The organism is Amycolatopsis sp. N2S4-7 (assembly GCF_058119595.1).
The window spans coordinates 3,070,590-3,096,318 of the sequence record NZ_CP172299.1 but is presented as its reverse complement, the minus strand read 5'-3'; the positions used below and the strand labels follow the sequence as shown (position 1 = coordinate 3,096,318).

The window sequence follows — 25,729 nt, the reverse complement described above, 5'->3', positions numbered from 1 at the left end:
TCGACCCTCCTAGGCAAGTCCGAAACCACATTGCTGAGTCATGAACGCGACAGATGCCCTGAGCAGCGCGGCGACACTGGTCAGTTCTTCCTGAGCGCGCGGGGCATAGACGAGAAGGTAGGTCAGGGGCAGCCTGCCGCCTCGTCCGGCGAGTGGGTGGCGCTCGCCCCAACCGCGTTCCAGGACCTTCGTCGCGTCGGACGGGCTGAAGATCATGTGCATCGAGCCGTCGGCGGGATGGATGTGCGCGACTTCGCCCCGCGACCGCCTGGTGATGTCGTGACCGAGCAAATGCGGGCGCACGGTGATCGCGCGGGTGTGTTTCTCAAAGGTACTGCGCCGCCAGCACAGCCGTGTCGCGTCCTCCTCCACGACCCCGTCGAACACTTCTTGGAGAGCGGCGTGCGCGGGCCCGGCAGCTGGTTGATCCAGCTGCCGATGGGGGATGGGATACGGTGCGATCGTCGGCCTGTCACCGCCACGCTGAGGCAGATCCCGCAACCACTGTCCGTCCGGCGGTGTATCCAGCAACGGTACGTAGGGCTTCGTACTGAATGGTTCACGCTTCCAACCCCGCAGCAGAGACACTGCCAGCCAGCCGCCGAGGTTGCGTGGCACACCGCCTTCGCCGAGGGCGTACCAGGCCTTGTAGTCGCGTGCGAGGACTGTGACTGCGCCGGCTCCGAGGAGGACGGCGCCACCGGTCCGGGCGGCACGCTTGAAGGTCACCGGTTTCATTGATCTCGTCTCCCTTTCACCGTACTGTCACTGCGATGCGGCCATCTCGCGGAGGCCGTCCTCAACGGTCACGACCGGCGTGTAACCGAGGGAGGTGCGCGCTCTGACATCGCTGACCGTGCAGGTTTGCCCGATGACCGCGACGGTGGCGCGATCGAGAGGCGGCGGCCCTGGCCGGCGTGCAACGCGCCATCCGAATTCGGTCACCGCCGCCGCGGCACGCGCCACGGCACGCGGCAGTGTGCGATCGGGGATGTCGACGCCGTGGGTCCGTGCCATGGCGCTGAGGAACTCCCGGAACTCGACGGGTGCTCCGTCGGTGACGAAATAGGCGCGGCCGGGCTGGCCGGCTCGGGCCGCGGCGATGATGCCCTCGACCAGGTTGCGCACGTGACAGGTCGAGGTGAGGTAGCGGCCGTGGTCGATCCAGCGGAAGGTTCCGCCGCCGACAGCGGAGAGCACGGTCGGCAGCACGGTGGTGTCGCCGGCGCCCCAGACAAAACGCGGGCGGACCGCGACGGCTCGCAACCGTGGCGTTGAGGCGCCTAGGACGAGTCGTTCCGCTTCTGCCTTGGTTCGTGCGTAGGACCCCAGGGGCCTCTCCGCGTAGGACCACGACTCGTCGGCATCGACGATTGTCGCGCCCGCACGGAGGAGGACCTGCTCAGTACTGATGTGCACCAGCGTGGGCACTCCGGCTGCCTGTGCGGCGCGAACGACATTGCGGGTGCCCTCGACGTTTACGGCGTGCATGTCGTCGTAGCTGCCGCCGGCGACGAGTGCCGCAGCGTGCACGACCAGGCCGACGCCGGTCATGCCTTGCGTGAGCGCGACGCTATCGGAAAGGTCGCCCATCACCGCTTTGGCGCCGAGTTCGGTGACGGTCGCCGCGGCCGATCTGCTGCGGGCGAGTGCGCGCACGTCGTGGTTGTCGGCTACCAACCGCCGGATGAGGTTGCGTCCCACGAACCCGGAGCCCCCGGTGACGAAGACGCCTTGTTGGCGGGCCGGGGTGGTCTGCTGAGCGCGTTGTGGGAGTGTCGGGGTCATTTGGTCTCCAGTGCGAATGTCAGAGCCGCGAACGCGAGGGAGCCGGCAGCGCACACGACCGCGGGGATGGCCCGGCCGATACCGTCGCCGGCCCGGAGATGGGTGATTGCGCCGCCTGTGGCGATGACCAGGAGGCCAGCGGCAGCTGCCGTGCCTACGCCGGAGCACCAGATCGTCAGCACGATCCCGGCTGCCCCTGCCAGCTCCGCGACGCCGATCAGGCGGTACAGGCCCACTGTCACGTTCAGGTGTCTCGCTGAATCGCGGACCGGCTGAATCGCCAGAACTTTGGCCACGCCGGTGACGACGAACACCACAACCAACGCCGTACCGAGCAGGGTTTCGATCAGCATGTCCGGCTCCGTGACCCGGCGCCGCGCCGGTGCTCGTCGACGATCGACCGCGACGTGAGTCCCGGCGTGGAGGTGCCCAGGCTCGAAAGGTATGGAGGAGCGACGCCAAGGGCGCCGGGAACGGTGGTCATGTGACTTCCTGGGTTCGAGGTTGACGGTAGGCGCTCTCGACCCGGTGGCGCCCCATTGCTGATGAAACTATCACTTACGATCACACCGTCAGTCAAGGTGACGAGGGTAGCTGTCCGCTTTGGTCGGCGCAGCCGCGGGTTCGGGGATGCGCGCGCCTTCCGGAACCCTCCATTCGGGCTTCATGATCACTTGGTGTTGACCGAGCGCCAGCAGGCTGATAACTTCATCAGAGATGACTGAACGTGACATTGTCGGTGGGTTGTGATGGTCGAAGCGCACTGCATCAAGGGCTCCAGCTCGGAAAGAAACGGCCGCAGTGTCAACGATGTCAGGCTTGCCGCAGGCCGGCCGGCGCCTGGTTTAGTCCGAAGGAAGGAAACAGTGGTGACGCAGTCACTCGTACGGCCGGAGGGCGCCACCGACGCCCTGCGGCTCGTGGTGGACCTCAACCGCTGTCAGAGCTACGGCCAATGCGTCTTCGCCGCACCGACAGTGTTCCGCTTCCACGGGGTGGAGTCACTCGAGTATCAATACGCGCCGCCGGCCGAAAGTCGGATCGAGGTGCTGCGCGCCGTAGCGGCGTGCCCGGTACAGGCCATCAGTCTCGGCACCGTAGCGGGCATCGAATCCGACGTCGAGGGCGGAATCGATGAGTGATCAGGAATTCGTCGTAGTCGGTGCCTCACTTGCCGGCTTGCGAGCAGCCGAAGCCCTACGCGACTACGGATTCGGGGGGTCCATCACCCTGGTCGGTGACGAGCCTCATCTCCCCTATGACCGGCCGCCCCTGTCGAAAGCCGTGCTGACGGGGTGGGTCGACGTCGCGCGCACACAGCTTCCGCAGGTCCGCCGGCTCGATGCCCGGTGGCAGCTCGGGGTCGCCGCGACAAGGCTCGACCGGTCCCGCAAGGAGATCCAGCTCGCCGACGGGCGCGAAATCGGATACGACAAACTGCTGATCGCCACGGGAATGCGGTCTCGGCCCTGGCCGAACGAGCGGGAGGCATCCCTGAGCGGCGTGCACGTCCTGCGCAATTACGGCGACGCGCAGGCGCTACGCACCGCGCTCGCCGCCCGACCGCGGCGTGTCCTGGTCATCGGGGGCGGCTTCACCGGCTCCGAGGTGGCGTCGTCCTGCCGTGACCTGGGCATCGAGGTTACTCTGGTGCACCGCGGCCCGGCTCCTCTCGCGGGGGCTCTGGGTGTCGCCGTGGGGCATGTCGCCACCCGCGTACAGCGGGCCGCGGGCGTCGACCTCCGGCTCAACACCACTGTCGCGGCGCTCGAGGGCGACGCTGGCGGCCGGCTGCGCCGCGTGCACCTCTCTGACGGTTCCACTGTTTCCGCCGACGTTGCTGTCATCGCGTTCGGTGCTGTTGCCAACGTCGACTGGCTCCGGACGTCAGGCCTGTCCGTGAGCGATGCCGGTGTGGCATGCGATGCGACCTGCAGGACCGCTTCCGTCGACGGACGTTGTGAGGAAGACATCTACGCCGCCGGCGACGTAGCCATCTGGCCCCATCCGCTGTATGACGAGCAACCCATCGGCCTCGACCACTGGGGGAACGCAGTGAGCCAGGCGAGGGTCGCCGCGCACAACATGGTGCACGGTCTCGCCGGCCGCCAGGTCCACGACGAACTGCCTTCGTTCTGGTCGAATCAGTTCGGACTCTATGTGAAATCAGTCGGCCTTCCCGAGCTCGCCGACGAAGTCACCGTCACCCAAGGCTCACTGGAAACCAACCAGTTCGTAGCCGCCTACGGGCGTAAGGGCAGGCTCGTGGCAGCGGTTGCGGTCAACAACCCTCGCGTCCTCGATGGCTACTGCGCTCTCATCCAAGCGCGCTCGCAGTTCCCGCCGGACATCAACGCCTCTGATCGGCCGGCGCACAGCACTCCGGTCCACCGGGACCTGCCCATCGTCTCGGCTGCTCCGGCCGGCGCCACCATGGGACACGACTGAGAGGAATGCCGTGACGACCCTCGAAGGTCTCTCACCGACGGAACTGTTCAGCAGCATATTCCGCTACGAAAACAGGCCGAACCCGTATCCCCTGTACACGGAACTTCAGAAGGCGCCCGTCTCGCAACTCGACGACGGAAGCTGGGTGATCACCCGGCACAAGGACATCTCCCGGCTGGTCCGTGATCCCCGGGTCGGTCAGGGCCCGGCGGACGATTCCGAGTTCCCGCGGTCGGTCCTGCGCTACCCGGATGGCACCCAGTTCGAAGGATCGTTCCTCGTCTTGGACCCGCCCAGGCACGATCAGTTGCGCGCCGCCGTCACGGAGCTGTTCATCCCGCGCGTCATGGGCATGCGGCAGCACCTCGAGGAACTCGTGGCCGCGCAGCTGGACCCCCTCGTCACCGGACACGGCGGAGAGTTCGATGTGGTGGCCGACCTGGCGTACCCGCTGCCGGTCACCGTCATCTGTGAGCTTCTCGGAGTGCCGCGCGAGGACGAGGCAACCTTCCGGACGTGGGCTGACCGCCTTGCTCGCGGACTCGATCCAGTCGACACCCAAACCGAAGAAGAGCTGCAGGACCTGGGGGCCGCCCGCCAAGAGCTTGCCGCCTACTTGAGCGAGCTCATCAAATTCCGGGAAAGCAACCCCGACGATGGCCTGCTCTACGCCTTGATGGGCAGGCTGGGGCCGCTCGACCTGCACGCGACGCTTCAGCTGCTGCTCATCGCCGGCCACGAGACGACGGTCAACCTGATCACGAACGGCACTCTCGCGCTCCTTCGCCATCCCGTCGCGCTCGATCGGCTCCGTGCAGACCCCGACCTGTCGATCTCGCTGGTCGAAGAAGTGCTGCGGTTCGACCCGCCGGTGCAGATGGCACCTCGCCGCGCCTTGGCCGACATCGATGTGGCCGACGCGACGATTCCCGCCGGCAGCCGGATGACCATCCTGCTCGCCGCGGGCAACCGGGACAGCAGTGTCTTCGTGGATCCGGACGAGTTCGTTCCCGATCGGGCCGACAATCCTCATCTCGCCTTCGGCGGAGGCATGCACTACTGCGTCGGTGCCGCCCTGGCGCGAGCGGAAGCGCAGATAGCCCTGTCCGCCTTCGCTCGCCGCGTCGATGCCCCGCAGCTCGTGGCCGACCCGCCGCCGTACCGGCTCAACACCGGTCTTCGCGGACCGGAACATCTGCGCGTGTCGTTCGAGCAAGTTCACAACTGACGAACCATCGAAAATCAGGTAGACGAAATGGTCATCAATGACGGCGGTCGGGCACCTGATGCCGCATCGGTTGTCCCCTACGCACTCCGCGTTCCGGACACGCGGCTGGCCGATCTCCGCGAGCGCCTCGATCACGCAAGGCTTCCCCAAGCCGAGACGGTGGGGGACTGGTCGCAGGGCGTGCCGCGGTCCTATGTCGACGAGCTGCGCCGGTACTGGCGTGAGGGGTACGACTGGCGGCGCTTCGAGGCCGAGTTCAACAGCTTCAGCCAGTGGCGGACCGTGATCGACGGCGTCGGTATCCAGTTCCTCCATGTCCGATCACCCCGATCGGATGCTCGGCCGTTGCTGATCACGCATGGCTGGCCGGGGTCGGTCGTGGAGTTCCTCGACGTCGTCGACGAGCTGGTCGACCCGCCCGCCGACGAGCCCGCGTTCCACGTCGTCGCGCCGTCACTGCCAGGTTTCGGGTTCTCGGACGCACCCGCTGAGGCCGGCTGGGGCATCGAACGCGTCGCGGATGCGTGGGCCGAGCTCATGACGCGACTGGGATACGACCTCTTCCTCGCCCAAGGTGGTGACTGGGGCGCCGTCGTCACCACGACCTTGGCCGTCCGCCACCCTGAACGCGTCGAGGCGCTGCACACCACGATGCCGCTGGTGACGGCGCCACGCGAAAAGGTCAGCGGTGACATCACCGAAGTCGAACGCTCGTGGATCGCCGAGAGCTCCAGGACGCTCGAGGCCGAGCGAGGCTACTTCGCCATCCAGGCGACCCGCCCGCAGACCCTGGGTTACAGCCTGGCCGACTCACCGACCGGGCAGCTCGCGTGGATCGTCGAGAAGTTCCACAACTGGACCGACTGCGGGGGTCACCCGGAGAACGTGCTGTCACGTGATCGCATCCTCGACAACGTCTCCGTCTACTGGTTCAGTTCGTGCGCCACGTCATCCGCGCGGCTGTATTGGGAAAGTGACGCGAAGGTCGACCGGACCAGCGAGGTCAAGGTGCCTGCCGCGGTCTCGGTGTTCCCCAAGGAACTGTTCAAGTTCCCGCGGGCATGGGTGCAGGCTCGTTACAGCGAACTTCGCTACTGGAACGTCCTTCCCAAAGGGGGGCATTTCGCTTCGCTGGAAGTGCCGGAGGTGTTCGTCTCCGAGCTTCGGGCGGCGTTTCCGGCGCCTGGCAGGCGAATCCCCCAGAAGACCGATATCTGAAGAGGGAAGACGAGTGCAACCGACAGACCTCGAGGTCGACTACCTGATCATCGGTGCCGGAGCGATGGGGATGGCCTTCGCCGACACGCTCGTCGCCGAAACCGACGCGACAGTGGCGATAGTCGACCGGTACGCCCAGCCGGGCGGACACTGGACCGTTGCCTATCCCTATGTCCGGCTCCACCAGCCATCGGCCTTCTACGGTGTCAACTCTCGCGAACTCGGGACCGCCGCTGTGGACACCCGGGGCTGGAACGCCGGCTTGCACGAACTGGCGTCGTCGAGCGAGATCCTGGCCTACTTCGAGCAGGTGATGACCAGGACGCTGCTGCCGACGGGACGAGTCTCCTACTTCCCCATGTGCTCCTACGACGGTCCGGACCCCGCCCGCGGCGACCGCCAGCGTTTCCACTCTTTGGTCACCGGTGCTACCGCCGAGGTGCGAGTGCGCCGGAAGACCGTGGACGCCACCTACATGAACGTCACTGTTCCGGCGATGGTCCAGCCGGCGTACGCAGTCGATCCGGGGGTCCGGCTCATCACGCCCAACAAGCTGCCCGAGCAGTCGGTCCGTCCGTCCCGCCACATCGTTGTGGGTGCCGGCAAGACAGGCATCGACGCGTGTCTGTGGCTGCTGCGTCACGGCGTCGACCCGGCCGGTATCACGTGGATCATGCCCCGGGATGCATGGCTGCTCGACCGCGCACACTTGCAACCTGGCCCGGAATTTGTTGCCTCGGCGCAACTGGCCTCGAGGGCCCGCGCGGAAGCCGTGCTGACTGCCCAGACCATCGACGAGCTGTTCGAGCACCTGGAGGCGAGCGGCATCCTGATGCGGGTATCACGCGAAGTGAAACCAGCCGCCTTCCGGTGCGCCACGGTGACTCATGCTGAACTCGACCAGCTCCGCAGGATCACCGATGTCGTGCGGCACGGCCGGGTAAGGCGTCTCGGCGTCGGCGGCATCGAGTTCGACCGCACGACGGTCGCGGCGCCGCCGGATGCGCTGTACATCGACTGTACCGCGGACGGGCTCGAGAAGCGGCCGGCGGTGCCCGTGTTCGACTCCGGCCGGATCACTCTGCAGGCGGTGATTCCGTGCCAGCAGGTGGCGAGTGCCGCGTTGACGGCGCACGTGGAAGCCGCGTACAGCGACCTCGATGTCATGAACGAGCTGTGTACGCCCGTTCCGCACCCCACTTCCGACCTGGATTGGCTGCGGTTCCGGATCGGCACGGTGGACGTTCTGCTTCGGTGGATGGACGATGCCGGATTGCGGGGTTGGTGTGAGAACTCGCGGCTGTTCCACCGCGCCAGTAATTTCTTCGACCCACAGCAGCGGGACCTGATCCTTCACATCGCTCAGGCCGAGAGGGCTCGGCTGGCCGAGCTGTTGAGCGGCGCGGAGCTGGCCGCCGCGCGATGTTGAACCAGCGTTCGGCGGGGGTTGCCTGTCGCGTATCGCTGAGGGACGCAGAGGAGATGAACAGCCGATGGTGGCGGTCCGGGACCTGATCGCCCAGTTCGGGGCCAGACCGGCCGGTCCGCGCGCCGAGCGAATCCGACGATCCCCGCAGTTCGACGGCGAGCGCTTCCGGAGCCCGGTTCCGCGGATCCCGATGTCCGCTCGCTCGCTGGCGTCGATCTTCCGGGAAATGTTCCTCGACCGGAACCGGGGACTACGCCAGCCCGGTGGTGTGGTGCCTCTCGTCGCGTCGGCCGGCTCGATCCGGACCGACGGGTTGTCCTTGACCTGGTACGGCCATGCCTCCACGTTGGTCGAGATCGACGGCGCTCGCGTGCTGCTGGATCCGGTGTGGAGCGGTCGGCCTTCGCCGATTCCGCGAACGGGCCACCGGCGCCTGCACCAGCCGCCGGTGCCCCTGGCCCGGCTCGGCCGGATCGATGCGGTGGTGATTTCTCATGACCACTATGACCACCTCGACCTCGCCACCATCCGTGAGCTGGCGGTGACGCAGGAGGCGCCGTTCCTGGTGCCACTGGGCGTCGGTGCCCACTTGGAAAGCTGGGGTGTGCCGGCCGGCCGAATCATCGAACTCGACTGGCATGAGGAGGCCGAAGTCGCCGGTACCCGGTTCGTCGCAACGCCGGCTCAGCACTTCTCCGGCCGTGGTGTCACCCACGACCATACGCTGTGGGCATCGTGGGTTCTCCTCGGACGGGCCCACCGCGTGTTCTACACCGGCGACTCCGGCTACTTCGACGGTTTCGCCACGATCGGTGACGTGCACGGCCCGTTCGACGTCGCACTTGTCCAGGTCGGCGCCTACTCGTCGCACTGGCCGGACGTCCACATGACTCCGGAAGAAGGCGTCGTGGCGGCTCTTGATGTCAAAGCGAAGCTGCTGTTCCCCGTACACTGGGCGACCTTTCAGATGGCCATGCACCCGTGGAGCGAGCCCGCTGACCGCGTCTGGCGCGAAGCCAAAGCTACTGGACTTCCGATCGCGGTCCCGCGCCCCGGCGAGTGCATCGATGTCGCGGGGCGCTTGCCGGTCGAGCGCTGGTGGCGGCCGCTTGCCGGCGGAACCGGTCCGCGTGGCCGGGCCTCGAGTAACCTGACTTGGCTCAAGATCGCTGATCTTGGGTAGGGTGCTGGCTGTTGAGCTGCGGTTTCGTCGTGTGAACGGCGAAAATCTGCGCACTAAGCGGCCGGTTCTAGGGGTCTGCCCATCGCTTCCCGGTTACGGCTTCAGCGACAAGCCGGCCGCGCCGGGGTGGGGGATCGAGCGGATATCCGACGCGTGGTGCGAGCTGATGGCCCGGCTCGGCTACCGGGGGTTCGGCGCCCAGGGCAGCGACTGGGGCACCAGCATCGCCACGAGCATCGGTCAACGGCAACCCGATCGGGTCGCCGGCATCCATCTCATGCCGCCGCTCGCACCGCCCGATCCGGCCACGTTGGACGACCTCACCGGTGCCGAGCGGGCGGCGCTCGCGACACTGCGGGAGGCGGACGAATGGGGCTCCGGATACTCGGCGCAGCAGTCGACCCGGCCGCAGACGGTCGGCTACGGGCTGGTCGACTCGCCGGCCGCCCTCTGCGCCTGGATCGTCGAGAAGTTCTGGTCGTGGACCGACTCCGGTGGCGACCTGCATCGGGTTATTACCCGGGATGAGCTGCTCGACAACCTGATGCTCTACTGGCTGCCCGGCACCGGTGCCTCATCCGCCCGGCTGTACTGGGAAAGCCTCCGGCAGGTCAACGAATGGATCTCCGGGTCGGCCGGCGCGCCGGTGACCGTACCCACCGGCTGTTCGGTCTTCCCCAAGGAGCTGCAGCGCCCGTCTCGGCGGTGGGCGGAGCGCCGGTTCCCGAACATCCGGTACTGGAACGAGCCCGGCAAGGGCGGCCACTTCGCGGCGTTCGAGCAGCCGACGTTGTTCGTCGACGAGGTCCGGTCATTCTTCCGGCTGGTCCGCTGATGGTCACCCGTACTCGGTAAGCGGCTGGCTAAAGATCAACAAGTGCCCATCGGGTGTCCGTACGTTGAAGTCGCGCATCCCGTAGGGCCGGTCAGCCAGTGGCTCGACGATGTCGGCGCCGCGGGCGCGCAGCTCGTCGTGGCAGGAATCGACGTCGTCGACGACAACTGTCACCCTGGCCGGGCCGACGCTGCTTTCGGCGTACAGGTGGAACTCGGCGGTGTCGCGGATCACGGCCGCGTAGCTAGGTGGGGTCTCCCAGGTGAATATGGTGTCGAATCCGAGCGCGTCCGTGAAGTACGACCGCGCTGCCTGCACATCTCGGCACGGCAGCACGGGAACCGCCACCCGCATGACCATTCCGTCACCTTACCTGACTTTGGCTCAAGATCGCTGATCTTGGGTAGGGTGCTGGCTGTTGAGCTGCGGTTTCGTCGTGTGAACGGCGAAAATCTGCGCACTAAGCGGCCGGTTCTAGGCTGTCTCTCGTGGCGTATGTGCGCACGGTGAAGACGGCGTCGGGGGCCAGGGCGGTGCAGATCGTACACTCCTCGCGTCGCGGGTCGCGGGACATCGAGCACATCGGCTCGGCGCATGACGATGCGGCGTTGGAGGCGCTCAAGGCGGTGGCGAGGCAGCGTCTGGCTGTGGGGCAGCCCGAGCTCGACTTTGGCCCGGACTTCGCGGCGTTGCAGGCCGGCAGTGGTGCTGGTGGTGGGCCGCTTGCGATCACGTCGTCGCGGATGGGGTACCTGTGGGACGCGCTCGGCCACGCCTACCAGCTGTTGGGGTTCGAGGAGGCCGCTGGTGGTGACGAGGTGTTCCGATTACTGGTGCTGGCACGGATCGTCGAGCCGACCAGCAAGCTGGACAGTCTGCGGGTGGTCGAGGAGGCAGGTTTCGACCCGCCGGCGTACGCGACCCTCAAGCGGCGTCTGCCCGCGTTCGCGAAAGAGTCCTGGCGGCAGAAGTTGGCCGCGGCGTGCGCCCGCACCGCTGATCTGGGGCCGGCGTCACTGGTTCTCTACGATGTGTCCACCTTGTACTTCGAGACCGATGCCGGGGACGGGTTCCGTGAGCCCGGGTTCTCCAAAGAACGCCGCCTGGAGCCGCAGATCACGATCGGGCTGCTCACCGACGCAAGCGGGTTTCCGTTGATGGTTAACGCGTTCGAGGGCAACCGGGGCGAGACCACTACGATGCTGCCGACCATCCGTGCGTTCATGGATGCCCACCAGCTGGCTGATGTCACGGTCGTGGCCGACGCTGGCATGATCTCTGCGGCCAACCAGCAGGCCATCGAGGCCGCGGGGTTGTCGTTCATCCTCGGCGCGCGGATACCCGACGTGCCGTACGTGGTCCAGGCGTGGCGCCACGAGCACCCGGATGAGCAGATCCCCGACGGGCACATCTTCACCCAGCCCTGGCCTGCCGGCCCCAAGGACCAGCGCCGCGACCAGATCATCTACTACCAGTACCGGGCGGACCGGGCTCGGCGCACCCTGCACGGCATCGACGAACAGGTCGCCAAGGCCGAGCAGGCCGTCGCCGGCAAGACCGCGGTCAAACGCAACCGGTTCATCCAGCTCACCGGCGCCACCAAGAGTGTCAACCGGACCCTGGAAGCCAAGGCACGCGCCCTTGCCGGCCTCAAAGGCTACGTCACCAACCTCCCGGACGTCACCGCCGAGTTCGTGATCGACGCCTACCACCGACTGTTCCACATCGAGAAGTCGTTCCGAATGTCTAAACACGACCTACGTGCGCGGCCGATCTACCACCACAAGCGCGAGTCGATCGACGCGCACCTGACGGTCGTGTTCGCCGCCCTGGCCGTCAGCAGGTGGATCGAGCAGACCACCGGCTGGTCGATCAAGAAGTTCGTGCGCACCACCCGCCGCTACCGCACCATCAACATCCAGGCCGGCGAGCACACCCTCACCGCCGTCGACCCGCTACCCGACAACCTCCGCGATGCCCTCACCCGCATCCACGACCGCGGTGCGCACTAATTTGAGCCAAGTCAGGTGGCGGCCGCTTGCCGGCGGAACCGGTCCGCGTGGCCGGGCCTCGAGTAATGACGTTTAACCGAGCTTCGCCGACCACTTCTCTTCGATCCGCCCGAACCGCCACACCGCCAGCGCGACGACCCACGTCAGCACGAACAGCCCGACGATCCCGAAGCCGACGTAGTCCAGGTTCACCGACGCGATCGCGGCCAGCGGCCCGGACGTGATGTCCAGCTCCTCGGCGAGGATCGTCACCAGCTCGATGGTCCCGATGAGCAGCGCGACGGCGACGGACAGCGCGGTCACCGTGATGTTGTAGAAGATCTTCCGCACCGGCTTCGCGAACGCCCAGCCGTAGGCGAAGTTCATGAAGCAGCCGTCCACGGTGTCGAACAGGGTCATGCCGGCGGCGAACAGGATCGGCAGCACGAGGATCGCGTACCAGGGCAGCGCGAAGGTCGCGGCGCCGGCGGCGAGCACGAGCAGCCCGATTTCGGTCGCGGTGTCGAAGCCCAGCCCGAACAGCAGCCCGACCGGGTAGATGTGCCACGGCTTGCGGACGGCCTTCGTCGCGCCGCGCAGCAACCGGTTCAGGACGCCGCGGTTGTCCAGCTGGCGCTCGAGCGCGGCTTCGTCGAAGTCGCCGCGGCGCATCCGCCGGAACACGCGCAGGATCCCGACGAGCACGACCAGGTTCAGGATCGCGATCACGTACAGGAACACCCCGGACACCGACGTCCCGATGAGGCCGGTGGCTTCGTGCAACGCCGAGGAGCCGTCCTCGACCTGACCGGCCAGCGCGCGGACGCCCAGGGAGAGCAGGAGGCACAGCGCGAAGACGACCGTCGAGTGCCCGAGGGAGAACCAGAACCCGACCGACAGCGGCCGCCGTCCGTCGGCCATCAGCTTGCGCGTGGTGTTGTCGATCGCGGCGATGTGGTCGGCGTCGAAGGCGTGCCGCATGCCGAGCGTGAACGCGGTGACGCCGAGCCCGATGCCGAACACGCCGGACGTGCCCAGCGCGTAGTGCCGCGGCGCGACGAAGCCCGCCAGGACGCCCCAGCCCACGACGTTCAGCAGCAGGATGAACCCGGCCATCCCGCCGATCGACACCCACTCGCGGCGCGAAAGGCTCAGCACCGCGGTGCCGGCATGGTCGACCGGATAAGCGCGTCGGCCGGCGCCCTCGGACGAGTGAGGGTTGTGCTCGGTCGACGGCGGAGGTGTGCGCCGGTCACCGCGAGCCACCGGTTGATCAGCGCCGCGGTCCGGCTCGCGCGCCGCAGATGGGACCGCACGGCGGGGCAGATCGTCGGGCATAACTAGCGCCTCCGCGACACTCGTGTAAGGATCACTCCAGGACTGTTGCTGGAGTGAACACTACAGCAACAGTTGTTACGTGCGCCGTCGCCGGCCTGCCTCGGCCGGTCGGCATCGCTTCCTACGAAGGGGCAACACCATGGACCATCGGATCAGTCGCCGCCGGGCAGTCGCCGGCGCCGCCGCACTTGCCGGTGCGGGCTTGCTGACCACCGCCGCCGGCACTGCCGCGCAGGCCTCCGGGGCTCCATCCGGCTCGTACCGCATTGACATGCACGCTCATTTCCTGCCTCCTGAGTACCGAGCGGCCCTCTTGTCGCACGGGTACTTGACGATCGGCGGCTATCCCACTCCACAGTGGTCGCCAGAGGCAGCACTGGAATTCATGGGCCGTTACGGCATCGCCGCGCAGGCCCTGTCGATCTCCGATCCTGGCGTCTCCTTCCTGAACGGCAAGGAAGCGCGCGACATGGCGCGGTACTGCAATACCTACGCGGCGAACCTGTTCAGGACGCATCCGACGCGCTTCGGCGGCTTCGCCGTCCTGCCGATGCCCGACGTCGCCGCGTCGATCGCCGAACTCGAGTACGCGCTGAACGTGCTCAAACTCGACGGCGTCGTCCTGTTGTCGGCCTACGACGGCGTGTATCTGGGCGACCCGCGTCTCGAACCGCTCATGGCGGCCCTGAACAAACACAAGGCGTACGTCTTCGTGCATCCGGCCGCGGTTCCAGCCAACGCGAAGCCGGACATTCCCCTGCCGGACTTCCTGTACGAGTTCACGTTCGACACCACGCGGGCGGCCACCCTGCTGATGTATTCCGGTACACGACGTCGATACCCCGATATCCGGTTCCAGCTGGCGCACGCCGGCGGAACAGTACCGTTCTTGACGTACCGGCTCGGCGTCTTGGTCAAGACCGGAGCTGCCAACCTCTTCCCGCCGGGTGTGCCACGGCCTTCGGCTTTGGATGTCTCCGAACTGGTCAAGACCTTCTACTACGACACCGCGTTGAGTCCGGCGGCGACCGACATGAGCAGCGTGCTGGCTGCCGGTCAGCAATCCCACGTCGTGTTCGGCAGCGACTGGCCGTTCTCGGCTCTCACTCTGACGGGCTCCGGTGACCCGCAACCGGAGCTCGACCAGACCTTCGACGCCGAAGGCCGGCTCCAGATCGAGCGCACGAACGCCCTGCGTGAACTTCCGCGGCTCGCGCAGGCGGTGGGTGACTGAAGCCGGGACCGCATTCGCTACCAGCAGAGGGCGAGTCGTCATGATCGGCCCCCGCCGTCGCAGGTGCGGCGAGGGGCCGGTCAGACGCCGGCGAGAGTTCCCCGGAGCTTGTTTTCGATCAAGCTCCGTCCTTCGGTGACGATGCGGTCGACCAGCCGGGCTACCGTGGGGACGTCGTGGATGAGTCCCTGCACCATTCCTGCGGACCACGTGCCGCCTTCCAGCTCGCCGGTCTCGAACACCTTGCGGCCACGCTGTCCTGCCACCAGGTCTCGCACATCGTCGAAACGCCCGCCACGATCCAGGATCGATACCACCTCGGAGGAGATCGAGTTGCGGGCGACCCGCGCCGTGTTGCGCAAAGTCCGGAAGATCAACTCTGTGTCCCGCTCGCTGGCCGACACCAAGCGTTGCTTCACGTTGGGATGTACCGGAGCCTCCTGGGTGGCCAGGAAACGAGTACCCATGCTGATGCCGTCGGCTCCCAGGGCGAGTGCCGCCACCAGGCCACGGGCGTCCCCGAACCCGCCCGACGCGATCATCGGGAGGTTGATCACTTCCGCCGCGGCCGGAATCAGGACCAAGCCGGGGATGTCGTCCTCTCCGGGGTGTCCAGCACATTCGAACCCGTCGATCGAAATCCCGTCGACGCCGAGCTCCTGTGCCTTCAGTGCATGCCGTACGCTCGTGCACTTGTGCAGCACCTTGACGGACCCGGCGCGAAAAGCCGGTAGGTGGGAGGCGGGGTTGCTACCCGCCGTCTCGACGACAGGCACCTTGCTCTCCACGATGACGTCGCGGTACTCCGCGTACGGCGGTGGTGCGATCGACGGCAGCATCGTGAGGTTGACGCCGAATGGCTTGTCTGTCATTTCGCGACACCGGATGATCTCCTTCTCGAGGTCTTCGGGAGTGGGTTGCGTGAGTGCGCTGAGGAATCCCAAGCAGCCTGCGTTGGCCACTGCCGACACCAACTCGGCCCGGCCTGCCCACTGCATGCCACCTTGAACAATGGGGTGGTCCACACCGAATGCATCGCAAAAACGTGTACGTATCATTTACCGTGATCCCTCGAAGGTGCAAGATCGACAACGTGGCAGGCATTGCCTGTCGTCGCGTGGACGCGGATATGGAGCAACGCGGGTCTAGGTGATGCTGATCGGTACGAACCCCAGGCTTGAAGGGGTCGTTCCGCTGTCGGAGCGGGTGAGCGTGCCAAGCAACTTCTCGACCGATTCCGAGTCGAACCGGGGCTGCACGGTCGACCTTGATCAGAGGCACCGAGTCGGTCTCTCGGTCACCGGGAGGGTGCGGGTTCAGTTCCTGGGGACGGTTTGATAGGGGTGATGCTGCATGCCCGCGGCGCTGGGCTTCCCTTCGCCGAGGCCGATGTGACGAGTCTCCTTCGCGATCAGGGCGCCTCCGACGAACAGCGCGGCCGCCGCGGCCGAAAGCCACATCAGGCGAGACGGGATGTCACTCACCTGGGGGCTCAGAAGTGTCACGAAGGTCGGCGTCATGCCGCCGATCGCGAAGCCGGCATTCCAGCTGAGACCCGTTCCGGTGGCTCGGATCTGGGTCGGGAAGCGTTCGTTGAGGAAGATCAGAACGGGGGCCTGGGCCGTCGCGACGAAAATGACCATCACGCCGGAGACCAGTGTCACGGCGGTGGGAGCGGTGCGATCCAGCTTCGTCATGACCAGGTACAGCAGCGGAACAGCGCACAGCATTGGAATTCCGCACCACAAGAAGGTCGCGCGACGTCCGATGCGATCGCTCAGCCAGCCGCCGGCCGCGCCGGCGGCGATCGTGACCACGTTGACGATGATGAGGACGACGGCCGCGGTCGTCTGGTCCAGTCGGAGGATCTTGCCGAAGTACGTCGGGAAGAACCCGATGGTCAGGTAGTACATCGCGGCGGCGCCGGTGGCGATGAGGACGTTGAGCAACATGTTGGCTCGACAGGGCCGCGCGAAAAGCGTGGACAGGGGAGAGGAACGCGTTGCCGAGCTGTCGTCCGCGCGTGCGCCCTCGGTCTTCCAGAGCGGCGACTCGTCGGTCTTCCGGTAGACGTACAGGCTGATCGCCGCCGTCAGCAAGCCTGTGAAGAACATGACCCGCCACCCGATCGCCGAGAACGCTGCCCCGGGGAAGGCGCCGGACACGAGGAAGTACACAACTGACGCGACCACCGCGCCCGCGCCGGCGCCTCCGCCGGCGACGAGGCCGGACATGAGTCCCCGGTGCCGCGGTGAGACCGTCTCGGTACCCAGTGTGTGGGTGGAGGCAACGACCCCGCCGACGAACACGCCCATGACAAGGCGAAGAACGACGAAAGCGATGGGAGCCGCGATGCCGACCGCGGCGTAGGAGGGTACCGCGCCCATCAGGGCGGTCGAAACACCCGCACCGCTGATGGCGATGATCATCGATCGCTTGCGGCCGTTGCGATCCGCGTAGACGCCGAACAGGGCCGAGCCGAGTGGTCGCATGATCAAGGTGACGGCGAACGAGGCGTAGACGAAGGCCAGCTGCAGGGTCGCATGATCGGCCGGGAAAAGCAGCGCCCCGATCGTCGGGGCAACGTAGAGGATGATGAACAGGTCGTAGAGGTCCATCGCCCATCCCGTGATGGACGCGATGCCCGCCGACCGCACCTGTCGTCTGCGTGCGCGGGATTCGGGAGCGTTGTCACTCATGGCGGCCTCCGTTGGCGGCGAGTCGGCCCTTCGGCGGACCGGTGCACGGACTGTAGGACCAGGTTTCGCCATGAGCAATACTAGGTTTCCTATAGCGGAACGACGAGTCCTGGCGACTCCTCTGCGGCGCTGCACCGAGAACTCTCCAGCGACGCCGAGGCGCTTCGGCAACAGGTGCAAGACGTTCGGGACTGCGGATACGTGTCACGAAGGGGTGTACCGGATCGACGACGGCGGAGTCGGCGTCGTGGTCAGAGACGAGCGGGGCCGGCCGATAGTGGGCATGTCCGTCTGCATGCCCACCTACCGTATGAAGACGATGAACCTGGACGACGTGGGTCGACGGCTCATCGAGGCCAGCGAAGACGCGCCATCGGCTGAACCTGGCGCACGGAAGTTGGGCCGACAGCTAACGCAGCTGAGCGGCCGCGGGTCAACGTCGTCGGTAGTCGACGTCGACCCGTGGCCGCTGGGTCCTGCAACTGGTTTCCGGCTGGGGTCAGGAAAGTGGCGGCACGTACGGGAAGACATCGACGGGTTTGCGCGTCACCGAGTCTTTCCCGATGCCGAGCGTGATGGGCGTGTTGGCGGCCAGCGAGAACATGGCGTCAGGGGCGTTGTCGGTCATCGACCGGCCGTTCCAGCCAGCGAACCCGAACAGGGCTGTGGTGCCGATCCGGTAGGGCAGCATATTCGGAAAGAACCGGTGCGCCACGAGGTCGGCGTACGCCTGCGGATCTTCCGCGGTGCCGTACGCGGCGACCACCGCGGCGATTTCCTTCGCGGCGACCTCGCCGTGGACGGCGAAGTCGTCGGCAGGGTGACCGGCATTGAGTCGGTTGCCGAGGTCTTCGTTGTACTGAGTGAACAGAGGGTGGATCATGGGAAGGCCGATCCGGTTGATCGAGCGCCATCCGCCGGCATCGGTTGCGAGAGTCGACACCGCCCAGGTGTCGATGTGCTGGTCTTCCCCGGTGTGGGGAAACAGTTCTTGGTCGGGCAACTCCATGACGATGGAGTAGACGGTGTGCCCGGCAAAGAAATTGGTCGCTGACGCCGGGTCCCAGCCGGTGAGGTCGACAGTGGTCCCGTCTTCGAAGGCGTGCCCCACGGCGTGCAGCACATCGGGCTCGATCCAGAACGGGTCTCCGGCCTGCCCGGCCCACGTCCGTACACCGTTGGCGGCCGACGCCATTTCCCCGGTTACTCCCTCGAGCAGGACTTCGCCCTGCGCGTCGGGATCGACCGCGTCATCGCCGGCAATGCGGCGGAGGGTGTAATGCTGGCGCCCTTCGTCGTCGCGTTCATCGAACGTGAACCGGTAGGTGAGGTTCTCGACGACGTCGCGATCGGTGTCGATCTTGAACTCGTACATCCCTTCGTGGTGATAACCGGGCGAAGGGATCTCCCCGGCCACGGAGTGGCACACGTTGATGACGAACACCGTGCCGATTTCGCCGCGGAAGACGTAAAGGTCCGTGATGTCGAGACGGACGTCCTCGCGCGCGAGAGGAGAGTCGAGGTGGTGTGACATGCAAGCTCACTTCCAGCGAGAACCGACATTCGGGTGCGGCCGTGCGGCGCATGGATCACGAGCCAACCGCAGTTGGCCCCAGTCTGATCGATACATCAGTTGTGGTCAAGGACAACAGTAGTGATCGTATGTTGCGCTGGGGACGTGCTATACGCGCGGCGCGGATGGGTGCCTCGCTGCAGTGGTGGACACGTCTTCGCCCGGTTGTCTGATATGTGCGGACTGGCCGATCCGTCCGTGATCGCTTGGCGTGCGATTGTCGGCCCTTGTTCAGTCCAGCGTGTGGAGAAAGCGGATCACTGCGTCGGCTACCGCAACGGGTTGCTCGGGAAACAGGGCATGGCTCGCGTTTTGGATGATTGTGGACGTCACGCGGTCGCCGTAGGCGATGTGCATATCGTCCCATTCGCTCTTGTCATGGAACGGGTCGAATTCGGCGATGACTTCGAGGATCGGCGCACTGCCGGCACCTCGGTATCGTTCGAGGTACCTGTGATCGGCATTCACGCTGGCGACCTGCATGTGCAGCGTCTGGGGATACCATCCGGTCAGCCAGACCGAAGCGTCGTGACCGGGAGCGAAGAAGGCGAGCTCCAGGGCGGCGAGGCGCTCTCGCTCGGGCAGAGTCACGTCTCCGGCGCGCACGGGGGCAGCCATGACTTCGTCCGGGATCGTCCGTCCGGCGGCGGCAGCCAGGATCACCGCGGAAACCTTCTCGGGGTAGTTCGTGGCGACATTGCGGGCGACGAGGTTGCCGAACGCGTGTCCGAGCACGACTGCTGGACTGCTGGAGAAGTGGTGCAGTACGTGTGCGATGTCGTCGCCGAGTTCATCAAAGGCGACGTCGGACATGGGACCGGTGGAACGGCCGACGCCTCGGGGCTGTGGGCGAAGCACCCGGTAGCCGGCCGTGGCCAGTGCGGCGGTGAAGGTGTCGTAGTCTTCGCCTCCATCGCGCCCGTACGAGGGCAAGACGACGACATCCGGGCCCTCGCCATCGACAAATGTCTCTATTGAGGCGGTTCCGGTGAAAACCATCTCAGTTCGCTGTGTCACCGAGACTCCTCGAGTGGCTTGAATTGGTCAGAAGCATCATGCCTGATGAAAATATCAGCAGAGATGTCTGGTCAACGCAACCCGATGTGTGCCACACAAAGTGCACACCTGCCAGTGAACGTCACTCGTTCGTGTCGGAGCTGAGGGTCCTCGGTGGAAGATCAGTCGTGTGCTTCGGTGACCAGCGCGGCAAAGAGGCGGGGAAGCACGTGGGTCAGGTAGCGGCTGTCGGCCTTGCTGGGAAGTTCGTCAAGGATGGCCCGCTCCAACATCGTCTCGTACAGCGTGACGATCGTGATGACCGCGCTGCGCGGATCGACGGTCAGGCGCATGCCCAAGCGACTCAGCATGTCCTGCAGGATGTCGGCGAGGGCGTTGTGGAAGTGGCGTTCGGCGGCGGCGGTCGGAGCGCGAAGTTCCGGTTGGCGGAGGGCTTGGGCGCGAAACTCGGCGTTCAGCAGATACCAGGTCTCGTCCGCGGTCAAAGACTCCATGAAGATGGTGCCGGCCTGCTGAAGTACCTCCGTGACCGAGGTTTCGGACGTGGGGTCGACTGCTGTCACGGCTTCGTCGACTGCCGAGCGGAGGCGGTCGGTGCGCTCCTGCATCTGCGCCTCGTACACGGCCAGGAAGAGCTCTTCCTTGCTGGCGAAGTTCGAGTAGAACGCGCCGCGGGTGAACCCGGCGCGCTCGCAGATCAGTTCGACCGGGGCGTCGCGGATGCCCAGTTCGGTGAACACCGTGTACGCCGCCTCGATGACGCGCCGCCTGGTCTCCGCGCGCCGCCGGGTCGTGCGCCTCGGGGTTCCGAGACCTGTGCTGCTGGTCGCCATGTGGTCCACCTTACTTTTCCTCGATCTCACCCGGGCAGGTGACGCGATGCACTATGCATCGGATGCACGGCGTATTACGATGCATCACGTATCCGACCTGGTTGGGAGTCCTCGTGTCGTCGTTCCTCTACCGGCTGGGCCGCGCGGCAGCCCGTGCACGTGCGCTCGTTCTCGCGTTGTGGGTGGTGGGCCTGGCGGTGGCCGGCGGGGCGGCGGTGGTGTTCAACCAGGGCACCGACGACACCTTCGCCATCCCCGGTTCGGAATCACAGGACGCGCTGGACCACTTGGGACGCGTGTTCCCGGAGGTGAGCGGCACCTCGGCCCAGCTCGTGCTCGTGGCGAATGGAGGGGCGAAGATCGACACGCCTCAGGCCCGCGCCGCGGTCGCCGACGCGGTAACCCGGATCGGGAAGCTCGACCAGGTCGCGACCGTGGTGAATCCGTTCGACCAGCACGTCAACGGGGCGGTGTCCGGTGACGGACGGGCAGCCTTGATCGCGGTGCCGTTGAAAGTGCAGCTCGCCCAAGTCGACCCGGCCACCAAGACCCAGCTCAGTACAATCGCCGAGGACTTGGGGACGCGTGCCGGTGCGAAGGTCTACACCGGCGGTGACGCTTTCTCCAACCGCGTGCCCAAGCTCAGCCCCACCGAGGGCATCGGGCTGGTCATCGCGCTGCTGGTTCTGGTGCTGATGTTCCGGTCCCTGATCGCGGCGGTGATGCCGCTGGTCACGGCCATCCTCGGAGTCGGTGTCGCGATCAGCCTGATCTACGTCGCCACGCTCGTCTCGCCGATCTCCTCGACGGCGCCGATGCTCGCGGTCATGATCGGCCTCGCGGTCGGCATCGACTACGCGCTGTTCCTGCTGTCCCGGCATCGCGACCAATTGGGCGAGGGACAGGACGTCGAAGAGTCCATCGCCCGCGCCACCGCGACTGCCGGGTCGGCCGTGATCTTCGCCGGGCTCACCGTGGTGATCGCCCTGCTCGGCCTGTCGGTGGCCGGGATCCCGTTCCTGACCACGATGGGTATCGCCGCCGCGGCCGCCGTCGCCCTGGCCGTCGCCATCGCCGTGACACTGGTTCCGGCACTGATGTCCTTCGCCGGCAAACGATTGCGTCCGCGGGTGCCGAAACCCCGGCGTACGCGACGCCGCCGGCCGCGCCCTCAGATCGCGCGCTGGTGGGTCCGCACCGCGACGAAGGCGCCACTGGTCACTGTCCTCCTGGTCGTAGCAGGGCTGGCAGTATGCGCGATCCCCGCCGCGAGTCTCCGGCTGGCACTGCCCGACAACGGAACCGAGGAACACGGCAGTCCGGCCCGCGACACCTACGAGATCGTCAGTGACCATTTCGGCCCCGGCTACAACGGTCCGCTGATCGTGACCGCCGACATCATCACCAGCACCGACCCCGTCGACCTGGTGAACAAGATCGCCGACGAGATCCGGCACCTGCCCGGTGTCGCCTCCGTGCCACTGGCCACTCCGAACCCCAAGGGTGACACCGGCATCATCCAAGTCGTCCCGACCACCGCGCCGGATTCCGCGCAGACCGACGACCTCGTTGCCCGGCTGCGCGGACAGGAGCAGCACTTCCTCGACGCCTACGGCACCCAGACCGCGGTCACCGGTATCACGGCCGTCGGCATCGACGTCTCCGCTCAGCTGGGCAGCGCGCTGCTCCCGTTCGGGATCCTGGTCGTCGGGCTGTCGCTGGTCCTGCTGGCCATGGTGTTCCGCTCGATCTGGGTACCGATCAAGGCCACCGTCGGTTACCTGCTCTCCGTCGGCGCGGCATTCGGCGCGACCTCGTTCGTCTTCGTGCAGGGCCATCTCGCCGAGGCGCTGAACGTGACCCACACCGGCAGTGTGATCAGCTTCCTGCCGATCATCCTCATGGGTGTCCTGTTCGGACTCGCCATGGACTACGAAGTGTTCCTCGTTTCGCGGATCCGTGAGGACTACGTGCACCACGGAGACCCGCAGCACGCCATCCAGTCAGGATTCGTCTCGGCTTCCCGGGTGGTGGTTGCCGCCGCGGTGATCATGTTCGGTGTATTCGCCGCGTTCGTGCCCGAAGGCAGCGCCACCATCAAACCCATCGCCTTCAGCCTCGCAGTCGGGGTCTTCATCGACGCCTTCGTCGTCCGGATGACCCTGGTGCCGGCGGTCCTCGCTCTGCTGGGACGCCGTGCTTGGGGGCTGCCCCCGAAGCTCGACCGCGTCCTGCCGGTGTTCGACGCCGAAGGTGACTCGCTCGTGCACGAGCTGCGACTCGCCGACTGGCCCGCCCCCGGGAGCACCGAAGCGATCAGCGCTCGCGACTTACGGCTGGTCGACGACCGCGGCCGTCTGGTGTACGCCGGTGTCACCCTGCACGTTCCGCGCGGCGGAGTCCTCGTCCTGCACGGCGCGGGAGCCTGCGGAAAATCCGCGTTGCTCTACACCCTCGCCGGCCGCGTCACCAAGTTGGACGGAGACCTCAAGGTGCTCGGACGAGTACTGCCCCAACACACGCACTCCTTGCGCCGCGACGTCGCCATCATCGGCGGCCGTGACAGCAAGGACGTCGCCCAGCAGGCTGCCGACGCGTTGGCCGGCGACGCCGAACTCGTCCTGATCGACGACGTCGATCTGGTGCTGCGCACGGCCGGCAGGAACCAGCTGCGCAGCCTGCTCTCCGAGCGCCGCACCCGCTCCGCGGGTGCCGCCACGTTCGTGCTGTCGTGCCAGGACCCCGAGCGCATCCGGGACCTGATCCCGGCCTCCGTCACTCAGCTGCACGCCCTCACCGCCGCAACCCAGCTCGCCGAGGTCAACTGATGCTCAAGCCGTTCGCGAACTCTGCCCGCGCCCTGGCCACCGGCCCGCTGTCCTGGCGCACCTGGACCGGCCTGATCGCCGTCCCGCTCATCATCATGGGCCTGCTCACCTGGGCGTTCTGGACGCCGGAAGCCAACCACGGGACCGCCAAGGCCGCCGTGGTCAACAACGACGAACCCGTCCAGGTCAACGGCCAGACCATCCCACTCGGCCGACAGCTCGCCGGCGACCTCACCCACAGTGGTGACTCCGCCTACACCTGGGTCCTCACCGACGCCGACGACGCCACTTCCGGCCTTGCCGACGGTACGTATGCCGCCACGGTCACCATCCCCAAGGACTTCTCCGCGCGCGCCACCTCGGCCGCCACCGCTAAACCCCTCGAAGCCCGCCAGGCGCAACTGCAGGTGCAGACCTCCGACGCCGCAGGAGTCACCGATCCCGACCTCGCCGACCACATCGCCCAGGCCACCCAGCGCACGCTGAACCAGCAGGTCGTGCAGACCTACTTGGACAACATCTACGTCGGCTTCTCCACCATCCACAAGCAGGTCAACCAAGCCGCGGACGGCGCCGCTCAGCTCGCCGACGGCACCGCCCAGCTGGCACCCGGTGCCAAGAAACTCGCCGACGGTTCGGCTCAGCTGGCGACCGCGGCCGGCGAGCTCTCGGCTGGGGCGGACCAGCTCGCCGACGGAACGACCCAACTCGCCACCGGCTCGAGGCAGCTGGCCACCGGCCTCACCCAAGCCCAGCGCGACACCGCACAGCTACCCGCACTCACCCGGCAGCTCGCCAATGGAGCCGACCAGGTCGCCGACGGCAATGAACAACTCGCCGCGACCGTTGTGCCGCTGGCCAACCGCATCATCGCCGCGATCGACGCGCTGCCCTCGGCAACCAATGCCGCCCAGCAATTTCGCCGCCTCGCCGACGAATGCAGCGCCAACGGCGGTGCGGCCTCGTTCTGCCGCGACCTTCGCCAGACCGCGGACCGCTTCACCGCCGACGCCCAGCAGATCGACAACGCCAAAGCCGCCGTCCGCGCCAACGCGATCAAAGCCCGTGACTCCGTCCAGGCCCTCGCCACCGGAGCCCGCCAGGTCGCGAACGGCACCGCAGAATTGGCCGACAAATCCGCCGCACTCGCCGCCGGTATCGCCGACGCGGCTTCCGGAGCGCGTCGCCTCGACACGGGCGTCCAGCAAGCCAACACCGGCGCACACAAGCTCGCCACGGGCGCGACCCAGCTCGCCGGCGGCGCGCGGACCCTCTCCGACGGAGCCGGACAGCTCAACGACGGCGTCGTCAAGGTCAACGATGGTGCACACGAGCTCGCCACCCAACTGGACAAGGGCCGCGACCAGGTCCCGAGCTACACCGATGCCGAACGCGCGCACCTCAAGACCGTCGCAGCCGATCCCAGCACCGCCACGACCGAGAGCACACCGGTCGGCACCCTGGCCCTGACCTTGTTCGCCGCGCTGGCGCTGTGGGCGCTGGCTCTGGCGACGTACATCGTGACCCAGGCCGTTCCCGACGCCGTGCTCACCGCCCGCGAACCCACCTGGAGCATCATCCTCCGTGCGGCGCTCCCGGGCGCGGCCGCAGCCGCGCTGGCCGCACTCGCGATCACGGCGATCGCCGTTCCCGTCTTGAAGCTCGGCCTCGCTGGCACCGTCGGCTTCCTGCTGATCGCCCTGCTGGCCGCCTCCGCGTTCGTCGCCTTGAACCAGGCCGCCACCGCAATCTTCGGCCGAGCTGGGCGGCTCGCATCCCTGGCCGTTCTGGTCCTGGCCGGAGCGACGGGCATCGTCTCGACGTTGCCAGGGCCCCTATACACCTTCGCCGACTACCTTCCGACCCACGGTGCTGTCCTCGCGTTGCGCGCCACGGCTACCGACGGCACCGGTCTCGCCACCGGTGTCGCCCAGCTTGCCGCCTGGCTGCTCGTCGGCACGCTCGTGTCGATCGTGGTCACCGATCGCCGTCGTTATCTGTCGACCAGGAAAGTACGGCTGGACGGTGCTCGTCGCCTGGTGACGACATGACCAGCGCCGTCGTGGAGGCGCCGTCGTCCGGGTGGC

Annotated in this window: 21 protein-coding genes; 11 read left to right on the top strand and 10 right to left on the bottom strand. The window is 66.8% G+C overall.

Annotation, left to right across the window (positions count from 1 at the left end; genetic code table 11):
• Positions 1–9 precede the first annotated feature (9 nt).
• Genes ACH54P_RS14350 through ACH54P_RS14340 form a run of 3 tightly spaced genes read right to left on the bottom strand, consistent with a single transcriptional unit; the run spans position 10 to position 2,141 of the window.
• Positions 10–738, bottom strand: coding sequence for a luciferase domain-containing protein (locus ACH54P_RS14350; protein ID WP_489912877.1), 729 nt, complete (start codon positions 736–738; stop codon positions 10–12).
• Positions 739–765: 27 nt separating this feature from the next.
• Complete coding sequence (locus ACH54P_RS14345; RefSeq protein WP_489912876.1) at positions 766–1,788, bottom strand: NAD-dependent epimerase/dehydratase family protein; 1,023 nt, start codon at positions 1,786–1,788, stop codon at positions 766–768.
• Positions 1,785–2,141, bottom strand: coding sequence for a DoxX family protein (locus tag ACH54P_RS14340; protein ID WP_489912875.1), 357 nt, complete (start codon positions 2,139–2,141; stop codon positions 1,785–1,787). Before ACH54P_RS14340 ends, ACH54P_RS14345 begins: the two co-directional genes overlap by 4 nt.
• 516 nt (positions 2,142–2,657) lie before the next feature.
• On the opposite strand from ACH54P_RS14340, the gene ACH54P_RS14335 reads away from it, so the two are divergent.
• The 7 genes from ACH54P_RS14335 to ACH54P_RS14305 all read left to right on the top strand — a co-directional run bounded on the left by ACH54P_RS14335 (position 2,658) and on the right by ACH54P_RS14305 (position 10,129).
• A complete protein-coding gene (locus ACH54P_RS14335; protein WP_489912874.1) occupies positions 2,658–2,930 on the top strand; it encodes a ferredoxin in 273 nt (90 codons plus the stop codon).
• Positions 2,923–4,236 (top strand): NAD(P)/FAD-dependent oxidoreductase, encoded by a 1,314-nt coding sequence (locus ACH54P_RS14330; protein WP_489912873.1) that lies wholly within the window; start codon positions 2,923–2,925, stop codon positions 4,234–4,236. Before ACH54P_RS14335 ends, ACH54P_RS14330 begins: the two co-directional genes overlap by 8 nt.
• Before the next feature lie 10 nt (positions 4,237–4,246).
• Positions 4,247–5,464: a cytochrome P450 gene (locus ACH54P_RS14325; RefSeq protein WP_489912872.1), complete on the top strand. Its 1,218-nt coding sequence runs from the start codon at positions 4,247–4,249 to the stop codon at positions 5,462–5,464.
• A gap of 27 nt (positions 5,465–5,491) precedes the next feature.
• Positions 5,492–6,682 (top strand): epoxide hydrolase family protein, encoded by a 1,191-nt coding sequence (locus tag ACH54P_RS14320; protein WP_489912871.1) that lies wholly within the window; start codon positions 5,492–5,494, stop codon positions 6,680–6,682.
• Between the two features lie 13 nt (positions 6,683–6,695).
• Complete coding sequence (locus ACH54P_RS14315; RefSeq protein ID WP_489912870.1) at positions 6,696–8,111, top strand: NAD(P)-binding protein; 1,416 nt, start codon at positions 6,696–6,698, stop codon at positions 8,109–8,111.
• Positions 8,112–8,175: 64 nt separating this feature from the next.
• On the top strand, positions 8,176–9,294 hold the full coding sequence (locus ACH54P_RS14310) for an MBL fold metallo-hydrolase (protein WP_489912869.1): 1,119 nt from the start codon (positions 8,176–8,178) through the stop codon (positions 9,292–9,294).
• Between the two features lies 1 nt (position 9,295).
• Positions 9,296–10,129: an alpha/beta fold hydrolase gene (locus tag ACH54P_RS14305; RefSeq protein WP_489912868.1), complete on the top strand. Its 834-nt coding sequence runs from the start codon at positions 9,296–9,298 to the stop codon at positions 10,127–10,129.
• A 3-nt stretch (positions 10,130–10,132) separates the two neighbouring features.
• Here the strand turns inward: ACH54P_RS14305 and ACH54P_RS14300 are convergent, their stop codons facing one another.
• Entirely contained in the window at positions 10,133–10,489 is a 357-nt protein-coding gene (locus ACH54P_RS14300; protein WP_020641977.1) for a DUF8817 family protein, read from the bottom strand.
• A gap of 128 nt (positions 10,490–10,617) precedes the next feature.
• Here ACH54P_RS14300 and ACH54P_RS14295 point away from each other — a divergent pair, with 128 nt between their 5' ends.
• Positions 10,618–12,141 (top strand): IS1634 family transposase, encoded by a 1,524-nt coding sequence (locus tag ACH54P_RS14295; protein WP_489912867.1) that lies wholly within the window; start codon positions 10,618–10,620, stop codon positions 12,139–12,141.
• A 72-nt stretch (positions 12,142–12,213) separates the two neighbouring features.
• On the opposite strand, the gene nicT is transcribed toward ACH54P_RS14295, so the two are convergent.
• On the bottom strand, positions 12,214–13,251 hold the full coding sequence (gene nicT, locus ACH54P_RS14290) for a Nickel transporter NicT (RefSeq protein ID WP_489916434.1): 1,038 nt from the start codon (positions 13,249–13,251) through the stop codon (positions 12,214–12,216).
• Positions 13,252–13,597: 346 nt separating this feature from the next.
• On the opposite strand from nicT, the gene ACH54P_RS14285 reads away from it, so the two are divergent.
• On the top strand, positions 13,598–14,692 hold the full coding sequence (locus tag ACH54P_RS14285) for an amidohydrolase family protein (protein WP_489912866.1): 1,095 nt from the start codon (positions 13,598–13,600) through the stop codon (positions 14,690–14,692).
• A gap of 80 nt (positions 14,693–14,772) precedes the next feature.
• Here the strand turns inward: ACH54P_RS14285 and ACH54P_RS14280 are convergent, their stop codons facing one another.
• The 5 genes from ACH54P_RS14280 to ACH54P_RS14260 all read right to left on the bottom strand — a co-directional run bounded on the left by ACH54P_RS14280 (position 14,773) and on the right by ACH54P_RS14260 (position 20,814).
• Positions 14,773–15,750 carry an NAD(P)H-dependent flavin oxidoreductase gene (locus ACH54P_RS14280; RefSeq protein ID WP_489912865.1) on the bottom strand — a complete coding sequence of 326 codons (978 nt, stop codon included), beginning with the start codon at positions 15,748–15,750 and terminating at the stop codon, positions 14,773–14,775.
• 258 nt (positions 15,751–16,008) lie between these two features.
• Positions 16,009–17,391: an MFS transporter gene (locus ACH54P_RS14275; protein WP_489912864.1), complete on the bottom strand. Its 1,383-nt coding sequence runs from the start codon at positions 17,389–17,391 to the stop codon at positions 16,009–16,011.
• 499 nt (positions 17,392–17,890) lie between these two features.
• Positions 17,891–18,925 (bottom strand): DUF4331 family protein, encoded by a 1,035-nt coding sequence (locus ACH54P_RS14270; RefSeq protein WP_489912863.1) that lies wholly within the window; start codon positions 18,923–18,925, stop codon positions 17,891–17,893.
• A gap of 270 nt (positions 18,926–19,195) precedes the next feature.
• Positions 19,196–19,981 carry an alpha/beta fold hydrolase gene (locus ACH54P_RS14265; RefSeq protein ID WP_489912862.1) on the bottom strand — a complete coding sequence of 262 codons (786 nt, stop codon included), beginning with the start codon at positions 19,979–19,981 and terminating at the stop codon, positions 19,196–19,198.
• Positions 19,982–20,142: 161 nt separating this feature from the next.
• Positions 20,143–20,814, bottom strand: coding sequence for a TetR/AcrR family transcriptional regulator (locus ACH54P_RS14260; protein WP_489912861.1), 672 nt, complete (start codon positions 20,812–20,814; stop codon positions 20,143–20,145).
• A gap of 113 nt (positions 20,815–20,927) precedes the next feature.
• On the opposite strand from ACH54P_RS14260, the gene ACH54P_RS14255 reads away from it, so the two are divergent.
• Together ACH54P_RS14255 and ACH54P_RS14250 are read left to right on the top strand one after the other, a co-directional pair.
• Positions 20,928–23,642, top strand: a complete 2,715-nt coding sequence (locus tag ACH54P_RS14255; RefSeq protein ID WP_489912860.1) for an MMPL family transporter — start codon at positions 20,928–20,930, stop codon at positions 23,640–23,642.
• On the top strand, positions 23,642–25,693 hold the full coding sequence (locus ACH54P_RS14250; protein ID WP_489912859.1) for a YhgE/Pip family protein: 2,052 nt from the start codon (positions 23,642–23,644) through the stop codon (positions 25,691–25,693). Before ACH54P_RS14255 ends, ACH54P_RS14250 begins: the two co-directional genes overlap by 1 nt.
• The last annotated feature ends 36 nt before the right edge of the window (positions 25,694–25,729 follow it).